Genomic DNA, 21065 nt, shown 5'->3' with positions numbered 1-21065 from the left:
GAATTGAAATCAAGACGCAGGCGCCCGCCACGACGCTAGTTTTTGAAACTGGCGCGAGGCTCACATGATGATGTGCCGGGCAAGGTCGTGCTCGTGGAACACCAGATTGGGCAGGTAGCCGAGAGCTACGAAATATTCCCGGTCTCTGTTGACGCTGACGAAGACGGCGGTGCTATCGAGCGCACTGTCGCCGAGTTCTGCCGTCACCCTTACCTTTTCGTTAAGGCCGAGTTCGCGCATAAGGTCTTCGAGCACCGCGATTTCCGTGAAACCGGCGAGAAGCAGCGTGTCGATGCCGATTGCCGAATTCACTTCGCTCACCAGCGTCTGGATGGCGACCATCAGGGGCAGCCTTTCGCGGAACTCGCGTATTTCCGGGTGGTCGAGCATCCCGCCCCACATGATGCGGATATAGAGCTCATAGGCCTTGATGAAATTCTTGCGCACTGCCCAGAAGCGGAAGGCGACCGCCATGCGATTGAGCGTGAAAATCCTGCACATATCGTCATATATGAGACGCGTCTCGGGCGTGAGGGTCAGCGCTCCGCGCCTGACGCCCGTATAGAGGAAATATTCAAGCCCGCCACGATAGCGATCCCAGCTGGTCATGACGTCATTGGTGCCTTCCTGCGGGCGATCGCGCTCGATCGCCGAATTGGCGATCGAGCGGTAGAACGGCCGCTGCAGGAAAGTAACCGCGCCCTGATCGAGAAAATGCGCAAGGAACGGGAACGGGTAGAAGCAGAACTCCCGCGGCACCCAGGCCGACCGCAGGGTCGACGCGCGGTAGATCGCGATTTCCGGAAAGATGTGGCGCTCGCATAGAAATTGGAAGACGTCGCCGAAGCTGCCGTGCGGAAACTTCCGATCTTCCTCGACATTGTAGAACTTCATGATGTCGGTTTTAGCGACTTCGTCGTAGAGGAACCACGGCGCATGGGCGCAGGTCACTTCCGGATTATTGTCGAGATATCTGATGGTATCGGCCACCGCATCGGCAATCAGGATATCGTCGTCGGCCAGGTAGATGAGATATTCGCCCTTGCCGAGGCGCAGCGCGCTCGTGACGTTCGCCGCGGCGCCGGCGTTGGCTTCACGTTTATAATAGCGGATCGGCAGCCCGCGGCTGATGAATTCCTCAACCACCTGCTGCGTGCCGTCCGTGGAGGCATTGTCGCAGATGACGACTTCGAAGGGAAAGTCGAACCTGTAGTTGTTCTCGCAGTAGGTCAGCGAGTTTCTGAGATAGGCTTCACGATTGTAGGTCGGGATGCAAATGCTGAGTTTGATGCCGCTCAAACGCTTGTTTCCTGGCTATAGCTTTCAAGCGCAGCGTCGCGCTCGCTGATGACGCTCGGCGCGAACGGCCAGGCGATGGAAAAGGCGGGATCATCCCAGCGGACGCCACGGGCAAGTTCCGGCACGTAGATTTCCGACATCTGGTAGAATAGCTCGCAGTTATCCTCGAGCGTCAGGAAGCCGTGTGCGCACCCGGCCGGTATGTAGAAAGCATTGCACCTGGCAGCATCGAGCTCGACGGAAGCCCATTGCAGATAGCTCGGTGAATACGGTCTCAGATCGAGCGCCACGTCGAAGACTCTGCCGCGCGCGGCGCGCACCAGCTTGATCTCCGGCCGCGGCTCCGCCTGGTAATGCATGCCGCGCAGCGTCCCGCGCCTGTGGTTCTGCGAGACATTGCATTGCGGGTAGACCGGCACCAAACCCTGCGCCGCGAAGGTCTGGGCGTCGAAGGTTCGTGCGAACATTCCCCGGTCGTCGGAGCGCGCATCGACTTCCACGACAAAGGCGCCCGAAACCGCGGTCGGAAGGAATTTCATCCGAGCACCGTCAGTTGAGGCACGGCGACGGCGAAACGGCCGCCCCAGCTGCCGACCTTGCTGTTGGCCGCGACGACTTCGTGCTTGATGTTCCAGGGCAGGATAAGCACGTAGTCCGGCTGCGTCTCGTCCATCTTCTCAGGCGCGTAGATCGGCAGCTTGCTTCCCGGCAGGAAATGTCCCTGTTTGTGCGGATTGCGGTCGACGACATATTCGATGAGATCCGTGCCGACGCCGCAGAAATTCAGCAGCGTGTTGCCCTTGGCGGCAGCGCCGTAGGCGGCGACCTTCTTGCCGCTGCGTTTGGCTTGGTCAAGGAAGGCGAGCAAACCATCCTTGATCGGCGCCACGCGGCTCTGGAAGGCCTCGTAGATCTCGACCTTGTCGAAGCTGGCGGCCGCCTCATCGGCGCGGACCTTGGCAAGGCCGGCACCCGTGGTGTGGGCAGTCGATTCCGCCCGGCAGGCGAGGATGCGCAGGCTGCCGCCATGGGTCGGCAGCTCCTCGACATCGAACACCTTCAGGCCGTGGGCGGCGAAGACCTTTTCGACGGCGAGCAGCGAGAGATAGTAGAAGTGTTCGTGATAGACCGTGTCGAACTGGATGTTTTCCATTAACCGGAGCAGATGCGGGAATTCAACGCTGACAACGCCATCCGGCTTCAGAACGGCAGAGAGCCCACCGACGAAGTCGTTGATATCAGGCACGTGGGCCAGCACGTTGTTGCCGATGACGATGTCGGCGGCAAGGCCGCGGGAGACGAGGTCGGCAGCAGCTTCCTTGCCGAAGAAGCGCGCTTCGGTGGGAACGCCGATCTGCCGCGCCACCTCCGCGACGTTCTCGGCGGGCTCGATGCCGAGCACCGGCACGCCGGCCTCGACGAAATGCTTCAGCAGATAGCCGTCATTACTCGCCACCTCGATGACTTGCGACACCGCGGTAAGGCCGAAACGTTCGCGGGCCATGATGGTAAACTGGCGGGCATGCTCCACCCAGCCGTCGCTGTAAGAGGAGAAATAGGCATAGTGGCTGAAGATATCCTCCGGCGGAACGAAGGCATCGGCCTGTACCAGCCAGCATTCGGAACAGACGAAGGCGCGTAGCGGATAGGAAGGCTCGGGCTGGTTTAGTTGCGCCTCCGTCAGATAGGCATTGGCGAGCGGCGTCGAGCCCAGGTCGACAAAAGGATGCTTCAGCGGAGCGTTGCAGAACCGACAATTATGCGCTGTCATGATACTGTTTCCTCATAGGCCGCGATCTGGCCGAGCGAGAAAGCGCGCATGTCGGCTCCCTCGCGGTTGGCCTTGTACCAGGCGGCTGTCCAGTCGATGGTCTGTTGCAGGCTGAGCCGAGGGCGCCAGCCGATCGTGTCGAGTGCCAAGGCCGAGCTCAGCGTCAGCGCCGGCGCTTCCGGCAGGTGTTCGCCCGGCGCCGACCGCCACACATCTTCGACGCGGTGCGCGCGTCCGAGCGCCTCGGCAAGTTCGGAAACGGTAGCGAAGCTCTCGGGGTGCGGACCGAAATTCAGGGCGTCCGGCAGATCCCTGCCACGCTCCTCGGTCAGCACCTGGGCGAAACTTAGATAACCGCCGAGCGGTTCCAGAACATGCTGCCAGGGGCGAATCGCCTGCGGATAACGCAGCATGATCGGCTTGCCGCCTTCGAAGGCGCGGATGAAATCCGGGATCAGCCGATCCCTGGACCAGTCGCCGCCGCCGATGACATTGCCGGCGCGCACAGTGGCGAGCCTGAGATCGCGCCCCTTGAAGAAGCTCTCGCGGTAGCTCTGGCAGACGAGTTCGGTACAGGCTTTGGAATTGCTGTAGGGATCCTTGCCGCCGAGTGTATCGGTCTCGACGAAGGGTATGCCGCTGCCGTTGTTGGCGTAGACCTTGTCCGAGGTGATGACCAGCACGGTCTTGACGGACGGCGTCTGTCTGACTGCGTCGAGGACATTGGCCGTTCCGAGGACGTTGGTCGAGAAGGTCTCCGCTGGGTTTTCATAGGAGCGCCGCACCAGCGCCTGTGCCGCCATATGGATGACGATCTCCGGCTTGAAACGCTCGCAGAGAGCAAGAAGCGCCTCGGCATCGCGGATATCGAAGATGTGATGGCCGCGATCGTCCCAGGGAGCAAGCTTCTGGTAGAGCGATGGTTCGGTCTCGGGCGCCAGCGACACCGCGGTAACCTCAGCGCCGAGCCGCTCCAGCCACAGGGAAAGCCAGGAACCCTTGAAGCCGGTGTGGCCGGTGAGGAAAACCCGCCGCCCTTTCCAGAAGTTCGTCAGGCCCATAGCTTCCACGGCGCCTTTCCGGAATTCCAGAGTTCTTCCAGATGGGTGCGCTCACGTAGCGTATCCATCGGCTGCCAGAAGCCGTCATGCTTGAAGGCGGCAAGCTGGTTGTTGGCGGCAAGCCACTCCAGCGGTCCGGCCTCCCAGATCGTGTCGTCGCTTGCGATGAGATCGACCACGGAAGGGTCGAGCACGAAGAAGCCGCCATTGATCCGCTGGCCGTCGCCTCTCGGTTTCTCCACGAAGGAGGTGATGTACTGGCCTTCGATATTCGTTGCGCCATAGCGTCCGGGCGGTGTTACCGCGCACATCGTCGCCTTCAGGCCGTGATCGCGATGGAAGGCGACTTCGGCGGCAATATCGATGTCGCCGACGCCGTCGCCATAGGTCATGCAGAAGGCTTCGCCTGGTGTCAGATGGTCGCGAATGCGCCCGAGACGGCCGCCGGTCATCGAATGCATGCCGGTATCGACGACAGTCACCCGCCAGTTCGGCCGCTTGCCGCCGTGATAGTTGATGCTGTTGGCACCGAGGTCGACGGTGATGTCGCTGTGGTGGAGAACAAGGTTTACGAAATATTCCTTGATCATATAGCCCTTGTAGCCGGCGCAGATGATGAAATCATCGAGACCGTGATGGGCATAGATGTTCATAATGTGCCAGAGGATCGGCATGCCGCCGATCTCGACCAGGGGCTTAGGCCGCACGCTGGTCTCCTCGGCAAGGCGCGATCCGAGACCACCGGCGAGAATTACGACTTTCATCCCAAGCGAACTCCAGAGTCTTTGGAAGCAATTGTGGTTTTCGGCCGGCGCCCGGCGAGGCCGCCGGCATGCGGCGGGGGCACTCACAGGTGGAACGGCCGTATGGTCATCTGGTCCCGGTATCCGATTTCGTTCTTGTGCGAGGCTTGCGGGGGTGTCGAACCAGGTGCCGCGCGTGCTCCGGCAGGCCGTTGAAATGGCTTCCTGCCGTCCCCGGCACGCTTCTTGCATTGTTACTAATATTCTAACTCTTGTGGAGAAAGTGCCATGCAATGGAACACATCGGCGGATTTTGCGCCTCTCGTTCTCTTTCTCGGCGACCGGCACAAACGCAAGATCGTCCGGACGCTCCGAGACGCCGCTGAAGTTCTGATGACCGACTGGCCGTTTGAGGATGGAGAGGAATATGTCGCGGCGGTGAAGGCGTGCGCTGATGCCGTCTTGGGGCAGGCTGGAATGGATGAACTCAGGGAGCTGCTTCTGAGCGCCGCCAGAGAAGCCGGCATGGGGGTTCTGACCGTTATTCCCGGCAGCAGCAAGACCCATATGGCTGCGTGAGGCCACGAACACCCGCCGACCTAAGGTTCGAGGTGTTCCGCGCCAGTTCGACTTCCGGAAACGGCATCACGGAACCAGTCATCTGGGCATAGCACATCGTCAACGCCCTTTACTGCAAGGCGTCGAATGTACTATTCTTTGCAAAGGCTTAACTTCTTGATCCGGCAGTGATCAAGAATGGAATGGTGCCCAGAAGAGGACTCGAACCTCCACACCCTTTCGGGTACCAGCACCTGAAGCTGGCGCGTCTACCAATTCCGCCATCTGGGCGACGGAGAGCGATGTAAGGGGGCAGCTCCTGACTGTCAACCGGGTTTTTGAAGTTTTTCTGACAGTTGGCGAAAAACAGTCGGTCACGTCAGAGAGAGTGGCCGGAGAGCAGCGTAGCGCTTCGCTCGGGGGCACCCTATATAAAGGAAACATCGAAAGGAATGCTTCATGCACGCTTCCCGCACGCTTCTGCTCGCCGGTCTTTTAGCCCTATTTGCGCCAGCTGTGGCCGGCGCTGATTCGCTGAAGCTGGGCAAACCGGGGGTCGGGCCGCTGAACACCGGATCGACGCTCTGCGATTTTCGCGGCTGTTTCGGTTTCGGGCCGCAGCAATGGCATCGCCCCGCCTATGTCCAGCCGAATTACCGGCCGCGCGGCGCGACGGGGCCGACCTATTATCAGCCGGGTGCTGCCGGGCGGCCGCAGCTGACCTATGATCCGCCGCCGGTGCGCCGGGTGCAGCCGAACGCTCCGAACAAGCACATCGCCTGGTGCACCAATGAATACCGCTCCTACAATCCGAGGACGGATCATTTTCTCACCTATGAAGGCGTCTACAGGGTCTGCCGCTCGCCCTATCGCTGAGGCTGCTGCTGTCAGCTTTCCGGCGAGGCGCGGTCGACATGGCCGAGATCGCGGCCGGGCTCGATGATGTCGCGGACCCGCTGCTTCAGCTCCTTCGGCCCGGGAAAGCCGCCGTCGCGCTTGCGCTCCCAGATCAGATCGCCATTGACGCGGATCTCGAAATTGCCGCCGGTGCCGGGGATCAGTGCCACCTCGCCGAGACTGTCGGAAAAGGTATGCAGCAGTTCCTGCGCCATCCAGGCGGCGCGCAGCAGCCAGTTGCACTGGGTGCAGTAGAGGATCGAGACGCGGGCTTTTTCGCTCATAGTGTTTCCTTTCGTTCGCGTGGATTTAAGCCCTTGCGGCGTGCTCACGCAATGGCGCGCAATCATCTTGCGCGCCGTTCGCCGGCATGGTCTCTTCCATCGTCGGTCACACCGGGGAGAACCCATGCGAGTCGCAGTCGTCGAAAATATGCACAATACCGGTCTTGGCGCGCTTGCCACGGCACTCGACGAGGCGGGAGCTCATATCGAGTGGTTTCGCGTGTGGCAGGACGGCATCCTGCCACGGGATATAATGGGTCACGACGCGCTGGTCGTTCTCGGCGGCGAGCAGAGCGCGCTGGATGATGAAACGCATCCCTACCTGCCGGAACTCGTGCGGCTTTCGCGCCGCTTCGGCGATGCCGGCAAGGCCGTGCTCGGTGTCTGCCTCGGCAGCCAGATCCTCGCCCGCGCCTATGGTGCCGACAATCATCTCGGCACCGCTCACGAATTCGGCTGGCACAGGATCGGCGTCACGGGCAAGGGCCGGGCCGATCCGCTGCTGTCGGCGCTTGGCGGCGAGTTCACCATCTTCGAATGGCATGCCGACACGTTTTCCCTCCCCGAAGGTGCGGTGCGCCTGGCGACGAGCTCGGTCGCCGAGAACCAGGCCTTCCGCATCGGCCGCGCCGTCTATGGCACCCAGTTTCATTTCGAGGCAGATTCAGCGGTCGTCGAGCAATGGAAGACCGAATTCCCCGATGCGATCGAGCGCATCGCCCCCGGCTGGCTGGAAAACCATACCGAACTTGCGGCAAGACATGGCGGTGCCGCCGATGCCGCGGGCCTTGCCATCGCCCGCGCCTGGGTCGGCCTGATCGAAGCAGACGAGGGCGAGATACAGTCACAGGCCTCGGCGTGAGAGACGAAGCGATGCCGGCGAGCGAACGCGAGAAGATGGCGGCGGGCGAATGGTATTGCTGCCTGGACGACGAGCTCGATCTCTTGCGCCGGCAGGCGCGTCTGGCGGTCCATGCGCACAACACGCTGCCGCCGGACGAGCGCGGCGCCATGGCGCCAGCCCTGAGGGCGCGCTTTGCCGGCGTGGCGCCCGATGTCTTCATCGAATCGCCATTTCACTGCTCCTATGGCATCAACATCACGCTCGGTGAACGCGTCTATTTCAATGCCGGCTGTACCATCCTCGATTCCGGCCGGGTGACCATCGGCGACCGCAGCATGTTCGGACCGGGGGTGCAGATCTATTGCGCCGAGCATCACAAGGATGCCGCACTTCGCAGCGCCGGCATCGAGATCGCCCGGCCGGTTTCGATCGGCAGCGATGTCTGGATCGGCGGCGGCGCCATCATCCTCGGCGGCGTCACGATCGGCGAGGGCGCGATCGTCGGTGCAGGCGCCGTGGTGACGCGGGATGTGCCGGCCGGCGCAACAGTGGTCGGCAATCCGGCCCGCATCCGATAACGCCGGCAAGACTGCATTCCAAGCGGTCTTGCCACCTCGACAGCGGCGATCATTCCGCTAGATCATCGGCGAACGGGAGGAAATATCATGACAGCACGAAACTTACCGATGGAAGGCGGCTGCCGTTGCGGCCGGGTGCGATTGAAGATCAACGCCCCGCCGCTGCTGACCATGGCCTGCCACTGCACGGGCTGCCAGAAGATGACCGCAAGCGCCTATTCACTGAGTGCCGCCATCCCTAGCGAAGGTTTCGAGGTCACGAAAGGCGAGCCGGTGATCGGCGGCCTGCACGGCGTGACGAAACATTATTTCTGCCCACACTGCATGAGCTGGATGTTCACCCGCCCGGAAGGCATGGACTGGTTCGTCAACCTGCGCGTGACCATGCTCGACGATCCGAGCTGGTTCACCCCTTCATCGAGACCTGGACGAGCGAGAAGCTTGCCTTTGCCGAAACCGGCGCGGTGCACAGCTATGAGGCGCTGCCGGCGATGGAGGCCTATGAAGGGCTGGTGAAGGAATATATGGCGCGAGGCTGATCCTCAGAAGCCTTGGAAGAGAAAGTCCAAAGCGCCGATGATGATATCGCTTTTGTCAGTTAGATCTGCGATTGCTGGTCCCAATTCTGCGGTCGGGATCGATGCCATGCGCTGTGTCGCCATGACATGGATTTCACCTTCGATGGCAAAGCGCGGGTTCAGCCGCGAGATCGACCAGTTCAGTTCTTGAACCGGATGCAATGGAACCATGACGCGCGACGGCAGATCATCAAGCAGATTGGCTTGAAGATCGATGGCCAGGACATTCCCGGTTTTGAGTCGATAGACGCGGAAGCGGGCCATTAAAACTGACGGTATTTGGCAAAGGGCAAGCCGTGCTTTTCGACATATTCGTTTTCCAGGCGAATAGCCTCGGCGTTCTCGATCCGCCAGAGTCGCTCGCGTTCCGCCTTTATGGCTTTCGCGATTCCATCTTCCGCCGCTCGGGATATGTTGATCTTCAGCTCGCGCGCCTGCGCGACGAGGCCTTCATCGAGAGAGAGGTTCGATGCTTTTCTTAGCCGCTGAGCCATAACGATCTCCCTGGTCTCATGCGCAGACAATATGCGCATGAGATGCCGTTGAGAAGGGTTATTCGTCGCCCATCTTCAGCGCCGCGATGAAGGCTTCTTGCGGAATCTCCACCTTGCCGAACTGGCGCATGCGCTTCTTGCCGGCCTTCTGCTTGTCGAGCAGCTTGCGCTTGCGGGTGGCGTCGCCGCCGTAGCATTTCGCCGTCACGTCCTTGCGCAGCGCCGAGATCGTTTCGCGGGCGATGACGTTGCCGCCGATCGCGGCCTGGATCGGGATCTTGAACATGTGCTTCGGGATCAGCTCCTTGAGCTTTTCGCACATGTCGCGGCCGCGCTTTTCGGCAGCGGTGCGGTGCACCATCATCGACAGCGCATCGACCGGCTCGCCGTTGACGAGGATCGACATCTTCACGAGGTTGCCCTCGCGGTGGTCGGTGAGCGTATAGTCGAAGGAGGCATAACCCTTCGAAATCGATTTCAGCCGGTCGTAGAAATCGAAGACGACTTCGTTGAGCGGCAGGTCGTAGGTCAGCATCGCGCGCGTGCCGACATAGGTGAGCTCGATCTGGATGCCGCGCCGGTCCTGGCAGAGTTTCAAAATGCCGCCGAGATAATCGTCCGGCGTCAGGATCGTCGCGCGGATCCACGGCTCGTGGATTTCGGAGATCTTGACGACATCGGGCATGTCGGCCGGGTTGTGCAGCTCGCGCTCCGAGCCGTCGGTCATGAACATCTTATAGACCACCGACGGGGCGGTGGCGATGAGATCGAGGTCGAACTCGCGCTCCAGCCGCTCCTGGATGATTTCGAGGTGCAGGAGGCCGAGGAAACCGCAGCGGAAGCCGAAGCCGAGGGCGGCCGAGGATTCCATTTCGAAGGAGAAGGAGGCGTCGTTGAGGCGAAGCTTCCCCATGGCGGCGCGCAGATCCTCGAAATCGGCGGCATCGACCGGGAACAGGCCGCAAAAGACCACCGGCTGCGCCGGCTTGAAGCCCGGCAGCGCTTGTGCGGTCGGCCGCTTGTCCTCGGTGATCGTATCGCCGACGCGAGTGTCGGCTACTTCCTTGATCGAGGCGGTGATGAAACCGATCTCGCCGGGGCCGAGGCTATCGACATTGACCATCTTCGGCGTCAGCACGCCGACGCGCTCCACCTGGTATTTCGCATCCGTGCCCATCATGCGGATCGTCTGGCCCTTGGTCAGCACGCCGTCGATGATGCGCACGAGAACCATGACGCCGAGATAGGTGTCGTACCAGCTATCGACGAGCAGCGCCTTCAGCGGCGCTTTTTCGCCGCCCGGGCTCTTCGGCGCCGGCAGCTTGTTGACGATCGCCTCCAGAACGTCGGGAATACCGAGGCCGGTCTTGGCCGAGATCAGCACGGCTTCCGAAGCGTCGATGCCGATCACCTCCTCGATCTGCTCCTTGATGCGGTCGGGTTCGGCGGCCGGCAGGTCGATCTTGTTGAGCACGGTGACGAGCTCGTGGTTGTTGTCGATCGCCTGGTAGACATTGGCGAGCGTCTGCGCTTCGACGCCCTGGCTGGCGTCGACGACGAGCAGCGAGCCCTCGCAGGCCGACAGCGACCGCGAGACTTCATAGGCGAAGTCGACATGGCCGGGCGTGTCGATCAGGTTGAGGATGTATTTCTCGCCATTGTTCGCCTGGTAATGCAGGCGCACCGTCTGGGCCTTGATGGTGATGCCGCGCTCGCGCTCGATATCCATATTGTCCAGCACCTGCTCGGACATTTCGCGCTCGGCAAGGCCGCCCGTCGTCTGGATCAGCCGGTCGGCCAGCGTCGATTTGCCGTGGTCGATGTGGGCCACGATCGAAAAGTTGCGGATATGGGATAGCGGAGTGGTCGAATTGGTGCTCATGCGCGCCATATAGCAGCGCCGCTCCCTGCCGCAAAGCGGTAATTATCCCGCTGTTTACGCTATTTCCTGTCAGCGGGTCGGGCGCGTCTCAGACCGGCCACGTCTCCAGCCGCCAGGCCGAATCCCAGAACATCCATTCATATTGCGAGGCGCGCACGAAAACATCCATCATCTGAGCGCGCTCCGCCGGCGATGCGGCGCGGGCGGCGATATCGGTCAGGGCGATCACCTCGCGGGCACCGGCGGCAAATTGCGGATCGCCATAAGTGTTTATCCAGGCCTGGAAGGCATTCCCCTCGATCGCCGGCCGGTTCTTGATCGCCTCGCCGACATGCCAGTAGATCCAGAAGCAGGGAAGGACGGCGGAAAGTGCGACCGCATAGGAGCTGTGATAGGCGGTAGCGAGCAGGAAATTCGTATAGGCGAAACCGCAAGGCGAAGGTTCGGCCGCGCTCACATCCTCGGAGCTGATGCCGAACCGCGTGAGAAAACCTGCATGCAGACCCTGCTCGACGGTGATCGCCTTCTGCGCCGAACCGAGGAAACGCAGCACCTGCGCATTGTCGGGTGCCTTGGCTGCGACGATCGCCAGGCATCGCGCATAATGCTTGAGGTAAAGCGCATCCTGGAGGATATAGTAGCGGAAAACCTCAGCCGGCAGCGTGCCGTCAGAAAGCCGCGTGAGAAGCGGCAGCACCTCGATCTCGGCCATGACGGGCGCGATCCTGTCCCAGGCGGCGGCCGTGAAGCTTCCCGTCAGTTCCGTGCGATGCGTGCTGGCGTCCATCACTTTCTCCGATCTCAATTGCGCTGTCATATATCGGCCAGGCTGTGGCGAAAGCAAGGTTGGTTTGGCCGCCTTGCCGAGGCTTGATTCCATCATCAGATCATGTATTTCTCCTATAGTGGAAATTGGATCGAACCATGGAAGAGCAGCTGGAACAGGCAATCGGCATTCGTATCCGCAAGCTGCGGCTGGATAAAGGATTGACCCTTGATGATCTCGCCACGGCCTCCGGCGTCAGCCGGGCGATGATCTCACGCATCGAGCGGGCGGAGGCGAGCCCGACCGCCTCGCTGCTGGCAAGGATTTGCGCCGCGCTCGGCCTGTCCCTGTCAGCTTTCTTCGCGGAGGAAGGGCAGCAGGCCTCGCCGCTTGCCCGTCGGCAGGAGCAGCAGGTCTGGTGCGATCCGGAGACTGGCTATCTCAGACGTTCGGTCTCGGCGCCCGGCACCGCATCCGACGTCGATATCGTCGAGGTCGAATTCCCCGCTGGCGCCCGCGTCAGCTTTCCGCCGCATGCGGCATCGCATGGCATGACGCAGCATATCTGGCTGTTCGACGGCGAACTGGAGATGACGGCGGGCGAGGTGGTCTACCGGCTCCGCCCCGGCGATTGCCTCTTCATGCCGGTCGGCGCAGGCCATGTCTTCCACAATCCCGGCAACGCGCCGGCGCGTTATTGCGTCGTGCTCGACCGCGGCGGCCGATAGCTACATTCATTTTAGGAGAAGACCATGCCCGATATTCGTACCCTTTCCGCCGAGGAGGCGCGCGCCGCCATTCCGGCGCTTGCGCAAGTGCTTGCCGATTGCGTCGCCGGCGGTGCCTCCGTCGGCTTCATGCAGCCCTATGGACCTGAAGAGGCCGAGCCCTATTGGCGCGATGTCGCCGATGCGGTCGCCACCGGCGGCAATCTGCTGCTGGTCGCCGAACTGGAAGGGCGGATCGTCGGCACGGTGCAGGTCGGGGCTGCCCAGATGCCGAACCAGCCGCACCGCGGTGATCTGAAGAAGCTCTTGGTGCATCGCTCCGCCCGCGGGCGTGGCCTCGCGCGGCTGCTGATGGAGGCCGCTGAGCGTGAGGCGGCGAGGCATGGCAAGACCCTGCTGGTGCTCGACACGGCAACCGGCAGCGATGCCGAGGCGATCTATCCGCGCCTGGGCTGGCAGCGTGTCGGCGTCATCCCCGATTATGCCCTGTGGCCGGAAGGCGGCTTCTGCGACACCACACTGTTTTACAAGCGGCTCGCCTGAATGCGCCGGCCGGCTCATCTCAGATGGCTCATCGCGAATGGCTGAAAGCGGAAAGCGTCTCGCGGAGCCTGGCCCCTGCCGTCCATTGCGCCGCGTTCCAGCCGAACTGCCGCGCTGCTTCGACATTCACCGCCATATCGTCGATGAAGCCGATCTCGCCGGGCTGGACGTCAGCACGCTCGGTCGCCAGCCGGAAAAAATCCGGCGACGGTTTGCTGTGTCCGAGCGCTGCGGAATAGAGGATGCCGTCGAAATGGGCGTTAAGACCCAACTGCTCCATCAGGTAGCGCGCCCGCCTGTGCTCCTGATTGGTCGCCAGGAACAGCGTGACGCCGCTTTGCCGGAGAGCAGCAAGCTCATCGAGCAGAACGCGGTCGAGGCGGGAATCGTTCTGGAACCAGTAATCGATCAGCGTCGCGGCGCTGAGATGCGGCGCGATCTTTGCCAGCACTTTGGCGAGGCTGGTCTCCAACGGCTCGCGGCCAACGATGATGTCGCCCCAGCAAGTCTGGAAGAATTCCTGCTGCAGCAGGTCGAGGCGCAGCCCGAGATCGCGCTCCAGAAAAGTGAAGTGCGGCAGGCCGTCTGTCGGGCGACCGTGAATGAGCACGCCGTCGACATCGACCATCAGCACTTTCATGCGGAAAATTTCCTTGTTCTCAAAACACCGGCGAAGGTGGCGTTATTTACCTCGGCGATCAAGGCACCATGCCGCTTTTTCGTTGGGGCCAACCCGTGTAAATCTCGACCGTCAATCAACGGCAGGATCTGAAATGCGCGTCATTTATTCCGAAGACCACAAGCTGCGCGATGCAAAGACTGAGCTCCATGCCGGCCAACTGGTGACGCCTTTCGAGGCGCCGTTCCGGGCCGAATGGATACTGGCGGCGGTCAAGGAGGCGGGTTTTGCCGATGTCGTGGCGCCCGATGCGCACGGGCTGGAAACGGCCAAAAAGGTGCATGATCCCGCCTATCTCGATTTTCTCGCCACTGTCTGGGACCGCTGGGTGGTCGCCGGTTTCACCGGCGAAGCGATCGCCAATTCCTTTCCGGTGCGCCGCACCAGCCAGCGCGTGCCCGACAATATCGTCGGCGCGATCGGCCATTATGCCAATGCCGCCGACACCTCGATCACCAAGGGCTCTTACGAGGCGGCGATCGCCTCGATGCGCTGCGCGGTAACGGGCGCCGACTGGCTGGGTGAGGGCAATCGTTTCGCCTTTGCGCTCTGCCGCCCGCCGGGCCATCATGCCGGCATCGATCTTTTCGGCGGTTATTGCTTCATCAACAATTCGGGTGTGGCGGCGCAGCGGCTGCTCGATCGCGGCGCGAAAAAGGTCGCCGTGCTCGATGTCGATTTCCACCATGGCAACGGCACCCAGGATCTCTTCTATCACAGAGGCGATGTCTTCACCGCCTCGCTGCACGGCGATCCCATGCAGGCCTTTCCCTATTTCCTCGGCCATGCCGACGAGGAGGGCGAGGGGGCGGGCACTGGCGCCAACCGCAATTATCCAATGCCGCCGGGCACGCCCTGGGATGTCTGGTCGTCTGCCCTTGCCGATGCACTTGTCCGCATCAAGGCCTTTGGCGCCGAGGCGATCGTCGTCGCACTCGGCGTCGATACTTTCGAGCGCGACCCGATCTCCTTCTTCAGCCTGACCTCCGGCGATTTCACCCGCATGGGTGCGATGATCGCTTCTGCGGGCCTCCCGGTGCTCGTCTGCATGGAGGGCGGCTACGGCGTGCCGGAAATCGGCCTCAACGTCGCCAACGTCCTCAAGGGTCTGGAATCCTGATCGCTTTATATGACCGACGAGACGATTCCATCCGATATCCCCACACCCCGCATGCTGAGCTGGGCGCGCAACTCCGCCAGCTATCGCTTGGAGCGGCGGATGATGACGGAAAAGCAGCTCTTCGACGCCATCACCCGCAAGGCCAAGGAGAAGTTCGAGGATATCAGCGCGGCACAGCTTAAAGCGGTTGCCGATTTCGCCGTCAAATTTGCCTATGACAACAAGGTGCTCGACGATAGCGCCTATGCCGAGATCAGCACGCGCTCGGCCGTGCGCGGCGGCAAATCGAAGCGCGCGATCGCTCAGAAGCTGACAGCCAAGGGCGTCTCCGGCGAGAAGGTCGAGGCGGCACTTGAGGCGGCGGACGATCTCTATGCTGCGGCGATATTCGCCCGCAAGCGTGCCTTCGGTCCCTTCCGCCGGGTCGAACTCGACGACAAGCGAAAGGCGAAGGAACTCTCCGCCTTCGCCCGCAATGGCTTCAGCTTCGAGATCGGCAAAAAGGTCTTCGACATGAGCTTCGAAGACGCCGAAGAGGTCATCCTCTCCGGCCACCTCTGATGCATCAGGTCTTTTGCTGCCTGGATCAGAAGTTTGAATTTGCCGGTTTCAAGTCGCCTCCGTATGAAGAGCCCTCAAGCGGAGATGCTGCACATGGAAGACAGAACGAACGACGGTTCCGGCGTGCTGGCAATGAAAGCGCCTGCAGCATCCGGCGGCCTGGCGTCTGGCGCGCTGATGTGTCTGATGTCCATGTCCTCGATTCAGTTCGGCGCGGCACTTTCCTCTTCCGCCATCGCCGCCTATGGACCTGCCGGCGCCAGCTGGCTGCGCCTTGTCTTCGCCGCCCTCATTCTGGCCGTCGCCGTCCGTCCGCGCATATTCAGCTACACGAGAGAGCAATGGACAAGTGCTTTGGTTCTCGGGACGACGACGGCGCTGATGACCATGAGTTTTTCGCGGCGATCGAGCGCATACCGCTCGGTCTTGCCGTGGCGATCGATTTTCTCGGCCCGCTTTCGGTCGCGACCATCGGTTACGGCCTCAGCCGGCGTCTCGTCTGGCCGTTGATTGCCGCGCTCGGCGTTCTGGCTCTTGCCCATGATGGTGAAGGCTGGGTCGGGAATATCCAGGGCATTCTCTTCGCCTGCGGCGCGGGAACGGGTTGGGCGATCTATATCGTGCTGACCAAGAAGGTCGGCGCAAGCTTCAAGGGGCTGGACGGGCTTTCCATGTCACTGATGGTTGCTGCTCTGGTCGCGACACCCTTCGGCTTTGCAGGCGCCGTTCCGGCGCTCGATAGCTACGGCCTGATCGAAATGGCGGGCCTTGCCGTTCTCGTGCCGCTGCTGCCTTACACGCTGGAGCTGATTGCCCTGCGGCGCATGCCGACAACCTCCTTCGGCATCCTCATGAGCCTCGAACCGGCCATTGCAGCGCTTGCAGGCTTCGCCATTCTGACGCAGCCCATGACCCTTCTGCAGATGGCGGGAACGGCGCTGGTCGTCGCCGCAAGCGCCGGCGCGACGTTTTCCGCAAAAGTAACGATCAACCCGTCTTCCTAGTGGGATCGTCAATGGCGGGATTGTAGAACAGCGACAGCGTCAGGCTTTTGGCGATCCGCTCCGCCGTCGCCATGAACCAGGCCTTGGCCTCCGGCGTTGGCGCGATATCGTCGAGGGTTGCGGCAAACAGCGACAGCCACTTCGGAAAGAGGTCGGGCGTCAGGTTGTGGACGCCGGTATGCGCCTGCACCGGCTTGCCGCCATAGGCGCCGCTGCGGAAAGCGACCGCCGACCAGAAGCTCTTCATCTTCTCCATATGCGCCGGCCAGCGGCCGGAGAGCCGGGCGTCGAACACCGGGCCGAGATCGGGATCCGCAAGCACGCGGGCGTAAAATGTCTCGACCAGCCTGCCGATGAAGGCCTCGTCGACACCCATGTCCAGCATCTCGGCCTCCGCCCTTTCGCGTATCGCCGCGACATGGGCAGGGCGGCCCTGAATCTCATTGTCCATCAAAAACCCCGCGCCGCGTGATGCGGCGCTCTTTATATAGGTGTTCATGACGGTGAGCCAAAGTCATCAGTGCCCGCTTGCGGCAATCTGTCAGCCGGCCTTCCCACGCTCTTGACCGTCATCGCCTCCTTCTTTAGATTTAGAATAATTCTAAATTTGGAGAGAGTCATGCTGGCGCGGTTTTTCAGATCCTCGAAACGATCGTTCGAATCGCTGTCCGAGCAGGAGATTCTCGCCCTCGCGATCGCCTCCGAGGAGGACGATGCCCGCATCTATCTCGCCTATGCCGACAGGTTGCGTCGCGAATTCCCAGCCTCGGCCAAAGTCTTCGAAGATATGGCCGAAGTCGAGGACACGCATCGCAAGTCATTGTTCGAGATCCATCGCCAGCGTTTCGGCGAGCGCATTCCACTGATCCGGCGCGAACATGTCGAAGGTTTTTATGAGCGTAAGCCCGACTGGTTGAGGGCAAATCTGACGCTGGATGCGATGCGCCGGGAAACCGAGGCGATGGAGGAGCAGGCCTACCGTTTTTATGTGGAGGCGGCAAAACGCACCTCGGATGCCTCGACGCGCGAGCTGCTCGGCGATCTCGCGCTAGCCGAACAGGGGCATGAGGATATCGCCCGCATGCTGGGCGACAAACATACGCCCGAAGATGTCAAGCGCGACGAGAACGAAATGGTGCATCGGCAATTCGTGCTGACCTATGTGCAGCCGGGCCTTGCCGGGCTGATGGACGGCTCAGTCTCGACGCTGGCGCCGATCTTCGCCGCCGCCTTCGCCACGCAGGATACCTGGCAGACCTTCCTTGTCGGCCTTTCCGCCTCCGTCGGCGCCGGTATCTCGATGGGCTTCACCGAAGCCGCCCATGACGATGGCAAGATTTCCGGCAGGGGCTCGCCCATCAAACGCGGCCTTGCCTGCGGCATCATGACGGCGCTCGGCGGTCTCGGTCACGCTCTGCCTTACCTGATCCCGCACTTCTGGACGGCGACAATCACCGCCGCGATCATCGTCTTCTTCGAACTCTGGGCAATCGCCTTCATCCAGAACCGCTACATGGAAACCCCCTTCCTGCGCGCCGCCTTCCAGGTGGTCCTCGGCGGCGGTCTGGTGCTCGGCGCGGGTATTTTGATCGGGAATGGGTGAGGAGCGGTCTGCGAAGCCGAGCGATCGATCCAGTGAATCGATTGCAGCGACGAACGCCCTGAGCCCAAGGCGAAGGGCCGGGAAACGGTGCGACAAACCAATGCAAGGGTGCAGCACAGCGATCAGCCCCTCGTGAGGCGGGAGCGCCTCCGCAGCACCTCCAAAAAAGCAAAAGGCCGGCTTGCGCCGGCCTTTCCCCACGCCCCCCAAAAACTCTTACCGCAGTGCGCCGACCAGAACGTCGCGGCCGTTCTCGATGGTGACCCAGCGGCCGGAATTGTAGCTCGACTGGCGCTTGACGAAGGAATAGGGCGTCCCAAACCAGGGCTTGACGTCGGAGGCGAGGTTGTCGAGCACGAAGTCGCCCTCGGCGGTGCGCAGCGTCAGCACGGCATGGCCTTCACCGTCGGGCTTGCGCACGACGGTCATCAGCAGATCGGCGGCCGAAAAACCGCGCTGGATCAGCATGCGGCGCTTCAGCAGCGCGAAATCCTCGCAGTCGCCGGCCGTGGTCGGATAGGCCCAGACTTCGTCCTTGCCGTAGATTTCCTTGTCGGTCATCGGCGTGATCGTGCGGTTGACAGTGGCGTTGACCGAACGCACCAGCGACCACTTTTCCGCCGTCATCTCGACCGGCCCGGAATTGCGGTTTGCCCCGCATTCGCTGCGGTGGATCTGACAGAAATCATAGTGTCCGATCGGCTGGGATGTGGCATTGCCCGTTACCATTGAAGCATTTCTGCTGGGGGCCGGTATGGCGGCCGTCGCCATCGCAAACATGGCCATCATGGCCACAAAAATACCCTTTATCCGCACGCCCGCTCTTCCTCGCATCGCCCCTTATTTATTAACAAAGTGTTAATGGAGAGGGCCAAGAAGAGTCAATCGTTACTTCTTGGGAGCAGCTTGCGACTCGCCGACATGGTTAAAATGCAACGGGTTGACCACTTACAGTCAGGGAATTTCTCGGCCTGCGGCTCAAGCGGGCATTGGCTTGCTTGTCGATGAACGGACGATGCCTTTCACGGCGCTGAGGAGAAGCGCGATATCGCTCGGGCGGGAAAGGCGATGGTCGCCGTCGCGGATGAAGGTCAGCACCACGTCGTCAGCGGGAAGATGTTCGACGAGTTTCATCGCATGCGCATGCGGCACGTCGGCGTCTTTCATCCCCTGGAGGATATGCACCGGGCACCCCGTTTCAATGATGCCGTCGAGCACCCGGTTTTCGCGGCCGTCCTCGATCAGCGCCCTGGTATAGATGTTCGGCTCTGGACTATATTGGGACCGTTCTTCGAAATAGCCGCGCTCGGCAAGCGATTTTCGCTCTTTGCCCTTGAGGTTCGGCTCGATCAGCTCGGAGGTGAAATCGGGCGCGGGCGCAATCAGCACCAGCCCCTCAAGTTTTGGGCCGCCCTGCCGCGCAAGCTCCTGCGTCAGGCGGAGCGCGATCCAGCCGCCCATCGAAGAGCCGACGAGGATCACCCGGTCGGGGGCGACATGACGGATGACGGCAAGCGCCTCTTCCAGCCAACGTGAGATCGTGCCGTCGCTGAAGCTGCCGCCGGAAAGTCCGTGGCCGGAATAGTCGAGGCGGATGCAGGCAAGCCCGAGTTCCGCCGCCAGCCCGTCAAGTTCCACCGCCTTGGTGCCGCTCATGTCGGAACGGTAGCCGGACAGCCAGACGAGCGCCGGGGCGCTGTTGCCAGCCTGTGCCGGGCGCACCAGCATGGCGATCTCACGCGCCGCCTCACCCTCGCCGACCGTTAGGAACTGCGGCAGGGCATTGGGGATCTGTTCGAACATCGGCGAAACTCCTGTTATTTTGGTCTATAAAACAGATTCTTGGCAGGCTGACAGCGGGTGATTTTTCCGCTAAAGGATGATATTGACTCCGTTGCAGCGATGACGCGACACGTTTGTGCACCCCGATATGGGAGCGCGAGGCTGCAACGTTCCGAAACAACGCGAGGAGAATACGACCATTCGCAGACCTTTTAAAACCGACGCGCCCGTGAAGGACGGACCGCGCTCGAACCGTGAAATCCGCATTCCCAAAGTTCAGCTGATCGGGGCTGACGGCGAGAATATGGGCGTCGTGCCTACCGACCAGGCCTTGAGAATGGCTGAGGAAGCCGGCCTCGATCTCGTCGAAATTTCCCCCAATGTCGAACCGCCTGTGTGCAAGATCCTCGATCTGGGCAAGCTGAAATATGCCAACCAGAAGAAGGCTGCCGAGGCGCGCAAGAAGCAGAAGATCGTCGAAGTCAAAGAAATCAAGATGCGCCCGAACATCGACACCCATGATTATGAGGTGAAGATGAAGGCGATGGGTCGCTTCTTCGACGAAGGCGACAAGGTCAAGGTGACGCTGAAGTTCCGCGGCCGCGAAATGGCCCACCAGGAACTCGGCATGAAGCTGCTGCAGCAGGTCAAGGCCGATACGACCGAGTTCGCCAAGGTCGAAGCCGAGCCCAAGCTCGAAGGCCGCCAGATGATGATGGTGCTGGCGCCGAAGTAAGCGCCAGGCACTTTTTCGCCCAAGGCCGTCCGCAAGGGCGGCTTTTGTGCTTTCTAACACGGGTGCTTACGAGCGTGCGAAGATTCCTCCGCAGCCCCGTTGCACTTTCAGGACGCTGCGGTTATAAGCGCGCGTCCGAACTGACCGGCAGGGCATGCCGTGGCAGTTTCGAATGCTTGCGGAACGGTTCGTCGCCGAAGCCGCAGATCAACAACAAACGCTCCCGCACCTTGTTGCGACGGCCGGAGAACCGGACTTCGCGAGAAGGGCTTTTTTGATGAAGCGCGCAGGGAGGACAGAAGGAGTAGCAAAATGCCCAAGATGAAGACGAAGTCCTCTGCCAAGAAGCGGTTCAAGATCACCGCAACCGGCAAGGTCAAGGCTGCCGCTGCCGGCAAACGCCATGGCATGATCAAGCGTACCAACAAGTTCATTCGCGATGCACGTGGCACCATGGTTCTCGCAGAACCGGATGGCCGCAAGGTTATCAAGAATTACCTGCCGAACGGTCTCTGAGACTCGTCCGCGAACGCTAGATTTAAGGAGATCATGAT

At 61.4% G+C, this 21065-nt stretch carries 25 protein-coding genes, 1 tRNA gene and 2 pseudogenes; 13 read left to right on the top strand and 15 right to left on the bottom strand.

Features of this window, described 5'->3' with window-relative positions:
- Positions 1 to 60 precede the first annotated feature (60 nt).
- Genes ACS4RS_RS06515 through rfbF form a run of 5 tightly spaced genes read right to left on the bottom strand, consistent with a single transcriptional unit; the run spans position 61 to position 4895 of the window.
- Positions 61 to 1299 (bottom strand): glycosyltransferase, encoded by a 1239-nt coding sequence (locus tag ACS4RS_RS06515; RefSeq protein WP_439011640.1) that lies wholly within the window; start codon positions 1297 to 1299, stop codon positions 61 to 63.
- Positions 1296 to 1838, bottom strand: coding sequence for a dTDP-4-dehydrorhamnose 3,5-epimerase (gene rfbC, locus ACS4RS_RS06510; protein WP_439011641.1), 543 nt, complete (start codon positions 1836 to 1838; stop codon positions 1296 to 1298). The genes ACS4RS_RS06515 and rfbC overlap by 4 nt, the downstream gene beginning before the upstream one ends.
- Entirely contained in the window at positions 1835 to 3070 is a 1236-nt protein-coding gene (locus ACS4RS_RS06505; RefSeq protein WP_439011642.1) for a methyltransferase domain-containing protein, read from the bottom strand. The genes rfbC and ACS4RS_RS06505 overlap by 4 nt, the downstream gene beginning before the upstream one ends.
- On the bottom strand, positions 3067 to 4131 hold the full coding sequence (rfbG, locus tag ACS4RS_RS06500) for a CDP-glucose 4,6-dehydratase (RefSeq protein ID WP_439011878.1): 1065 nt from the start codon (positions 4129 to 4131) through the stop codon (positions 3067 to 3069). Before rfbG ends, ACS4RS_RS06505 begins: the two co-directional genes overlap by 4 nt.
- On the bottom strand, positions 4122 to 4895 hold the full coding sequence (gene rfbF, locus ACS4RS_RS06495) for a glucose-1-phosphate cytidylyltransferase (RefSeq protein WP_439011643.1): 774 nt from the start codon (positions 4893 to 4895) through the stop codon (positions 4122 to 4124). Before rfbF ends, rfbG begins: the two co-directional genes overlap by 10 nt.
- Before the next feature lie 267 nt (positions 4896 to 5162).
- Here rfbF and ACS4RS_RS06490 point away from each other — a divergent pair, with 267 nt between their 5' ends.
- Positions 5163 to 5453, top strand: coding sequence for a DUF982 domain-containing protein (locus ACS4RS_RS06490; protein WP_439011644.1), 291 nt, complete (start codon positions 5163 to 5165; stop codon positions 5451 to 5453).
- 183 nt (positions 5454 to 5636) lie between these two features.
- Here the strand turns inward: ACS4RS_RS06490 and ACS4RS_RS06485 are convergent.
- Positions 5637 to 5723, bottom strand: a tRNA-Leu gene (locus ACS4RS_RS06485).
- A 168-nt stretch (positions 5724 to 5891) separates the two neighbouring features.
- Here ACS4RS_RS06485 and ACS4RS_RS06480 point away from each other — a divergent pair.
- The gene (locus ACS4RS_RS06480; RefSeq protein ID WP_439011645.1) at positions 5892 to 6308 is read left to right on the top strand and encodes a BA14K family protein; all 417 of its coding nucleotides are present in this window, start codon (positions 5892 to 5894) and stop codon (positions 6306 to 6308) included.
- An 11-nt stretch (positions 6309 to 6319) separates the two neighbouring features.
- On the opposite strand, the gene ACS4RS_RS06475 is transcribed toward ACS4RS_RS06480, so the two are convergent.
- Positions 6320 to 6613, bottom strand: coding sequence for a SelT/SelW/SelH family protein (locus ACS4RS_RS06475; protein ID WP_439011646.1), 294 nt, complete (start codon positions 6611 to 6613; stop codon positions 6320 to 6322).
- Between the two features lie 124 nt (positions 6614 to 6737).
- Here ACS4RS_RS06475 and ACS4RS_RS06470 point away from each other — a divergent pair, with 124 nt between their 5' ends.
- From ACS4RS_RS06470 to ACS4RS_RS06460, 3 genes and pseudogenes are all read left to right on the top strand, one after another.
- A complete protein-coding gene (locus ACS4RS_RS06470; protein WP_439011647.1) occupies positions 6738 to 7475 on the top strand; it encodes a glutamine amidotransferase-related protein in 738 nt (245 codons plus the stop codon).
- A gap of 11 nt (positions 7476 to 7486) precedes the next feature.
- Positions 7487 to 8035 carry a DapH/DapD/GlmU-related protein gene (locus ACS4RS_RS06465; RefSeq protein WP_439011648.1) on the top strand — a complete coding sequence of 183 codons (549 nt, stop codon included), beginning with the start codon at positions 7487 to 7489 and terminating at the stop codon, positions 8033 to 8035.
- An 87-nt stretch (positions 8036 to 8122) separates the two neighbouring features.
- A pseudogene (locus tag ACS4RS_RS06460) lies at positions 8123 to 8574 on the top strand (GFA family protein).
- A 3-nt stretch (positions 8575 to 8577) separates the two neighbouring features.
- Here ACS4RS_RS06460 and ACS4RS_RS06455 read toward each other — a convergent pair.
- The 4 genes from ACS4RS_RS06455 to tenA all read right to left on the bottom strand — a co-directional run bounded on the left by ACS4RS_RS06455 (position 8578) and on the right by tenA (position 11776).
- Positions 8578 to 8877 carry a CcdB family protein gene (locus ACS4RS_RS06455; protein ID WP_439011649.1) on the bottom strand — a complete coding sequence of 100 codons (300 nt, stop codon included), beginning with the start codon at positions 8875 to 8877 and terminating at the stop codon, positions 8578 to 8580.
- Positions 8877 to 9107: a type II toxin-antitoxin system CcdA family antitoxin gene (locus ACS4RS_RS06450; protein ID WP_439011650.1), complete on the bottom strand. Its 231-nt coding sequence runs from the start codon at positions 9105 to 9107 to the stop codon at positions 8877 to 8879. Before ACS4RS_RS06450 ends, ACS4RS_RS06455 begins: the two co-directional genes overlap by 1 nt.
- A gap of 58 nt (positions 9108 to 9165) precedes the next feature.
- Positions 9166 to 10998, bottom strand: coding sequence for a translation elongation factor 4 (gene lepA, locus ACS4RS_RS06445; protein ID WP_439011651.1), 1833 nt, complete (start codon positions 10996 to 10998; stop codon positions 9166 to 9168).
- Positions 10999 to 11077: 79 nt separating this feature from the next.
- The gene (gene tenA / locus ACS4RS_RS06440) at positions 11078 to 11776 is read right to left on the bottom strand and encodes a thiaminase II (RefSeq protein ID WP_439011652.1); all 699 of its coding nucleotides are present in this window, start codon (positions 11774 to 11776) and stop codon (positions 11078 to 11080) included.
- A gap of 137 nt (positions 11777 to 11913) precedes the next feature.
- On the opposite strand from tenA, the gene ACS4RS_RS06435 reads away from it, so the two are divergent.
- Both ACS4RS_RS06435 and ACS4RS_RS06430 read left to right on the top strand, forming a co-directional pair.
- Positions 11914 to 12483 (top strand): helix-turn-helix domain-containing protein, encoded by a 570-nt coding sequence (locus tag ACS4RS_RS06435; RefSeq protein ID WP_439011653.1) that lies wholly within the window; start codon positions 11914 to 11916, stop codon positions 12481 to 12483.
- 24 nt (positions 12484 to 12507) lie between these two features.
- The gene (locus tag ACS4RS_RS06430) at positions 12508 to 13026 is read left to right on the top strand and encodes a GNAT family N-acetyltransferase (RefSeq protein WP_439011654.1); all 519 of its coding nucleotides are present in this window, start codon (positions 12508 to 12510) and stop codon (positions 13024 to 13026) included.
- A 28-nt stretch (positions 13027 to 13054) separates the two neighbouring features.
- On the opposite strand, the gene ACS4RS_RS06425 is transcribed toward ACS4RS_RS06430, so the two are convergent.
- On the bottom strand, positions 13055 to 13666 hold the full coding sequence (locus tag ACS4RS_RS06425; protein WP_439011655.1) for an HAD-IA family hydrolase: 612 nt from the start codon (positions 13664 to 13666) through the stop codon (positions 13055 to 13057).
- A gap of 133 nt (positions 13667 to 13799) precedes the next feature.
- Here ACS4RS_RS06425 and ACS4RS_RS06420 point away from each other — a divergent pair, with 133 nt between their 5' ends.
- The 3 genes and pseudogenes from ACS4RS_RS06420 to ACS4RS_RS06410 all read left to right on the top strand — a co-directional run bounded on the left by ACS4RS_RS06420 (position 13800) and on the right by ACS4RS_RS06410 (position 16390).
- Entirely contained in the window at positions 13800 to 14825 is a 1026-nt protein-coding gene (locus tag ACS4RS_RS06420) for a histone deacetylase family protein (RefSeq protein WP_439011656.1), read from the top strand.
- Between the two features lie 9 nt (positions 14826 to 14834).
- On the top strand, positions 14835 to 15386 hold the full coding sequence (recX, locus tag ACS4RS_RS06415) for a recombination regulator RecX (protein ID WP_439011657.1): 552 nt from the start codon (positions 14835 to 14837) through the stop codon (positions 15384 to 15386).
- A gap of 93 nt (positions 15387 to 15479) precedes the next feature.
- A pseudogene (locus tag ACS4RS_RS06410) lies at positions 15480 to 16390 on the top strand (EamA family transporter).
- On the opposite strand, the gene ACS4RS_RS06405 reads toward ACS4RS_RS06410, so the two are convergent.
- Complete coding sequence (locus ACS4RS_RS06405; RefSeq protein ID WP_439011659.1) at positions 16374 to 16841, bottom strand: group III truncated hemoglobin; 468 nt, start codon at positions 16839 to 16841, stop codon at positions 16374 to 16376. The pseudogene ACS4RS_RS06410 and the gene ACS4RS_RS06405 overlap by 17 nt on opposite strands.
- Before the next feature lie 168 nt (positions 16842 to 17009).
- On the opposite strand from ACS4RS_RS06405, the gene mbfA reads away from it, so the two are divergent.
- Positions 17010 to 17993 (top strand): iron exporter MbfA, encoded by a 984-nt coding sequence (gene mbfA / locus ACS4RS_RS06400; protein ID WP_439011660.1) that lies wholly within the window; start codon positions 17010 to 17012, stop codon positions 17991 to 17993.
- A 216-nt stretch (positions 17994 to 18209) separates the two neighbouring features.
- Here the strand turns inward: mbfA and ACS4RS_RS06395 are convergent, their stop codons facing one another.
- Positions 18210 to 18809, bottom strand: coding sequence for a transglutaminase-like cysteine peptidase (locus ACS4RS_RS06395; RefSeq protein ID WP_439011661.1), 600 nt, complete (start codon positions 18807 to 18809; stop codon positions 18210 to 18212).
- 162 nt (positions 18810 to 18971) lie between these two features.
- Positions 18972 to 19796 (bottom strand): alpha/beta fold hydrolase, encoded by an 825-nt coding sequence (locus tag ACS4RS_RS06390; protein WP_439011662.1) that lies wholly within the window; start codon positions 19794 to 19796, stop codon positions 18972 to 18974.
- A 178-nt stretch (positions 19797 to 19974) separates the two neighbouring features.
- Here ACS4RS_RS06390 and infC point away from each other — a divergent pair, with 178 nt between their 5' ends.
- Entirely contained in the window at positions 19975 to 20511 is a 537-nt protein-coding gene (infC, locus tag ACS4RS_RS06385) for a translation initiation factor IF-3 (protein ID WP_012559640.1), read from the top strand.
- A gap of 312 nt (positions 20512 to 20823) precedes the next feature.
- Positions 20824 to 21027 carry a 50S ribosomal protein L35 gene (gene rpmI / locus ACS4RS_RS06380; RefSeq protein WP_003570998.1) on the top strand — a complete coding sequence of 68 codons (204 nt, stop codon included), beginning with the start codon at positions 20824 to 20826 and terminating at the stop codon, positions 21025 to 21027.
- The last annotated feature ends 38 nt before the right edge of the window (positions 21028 to 21065 follow it).

It is taken from the genome of Rhizobium sp. F40D2 (assembly GCF_051810745.2).
Lineage (GTDB): Bacteria > Pseudomonadota > Alphaproteobacteria > Rhizobiales > Rhizobiaceae > Rhizobium.
This window is presented reverse-complemented; position numbering and strand designations above follow the sequence as displayed.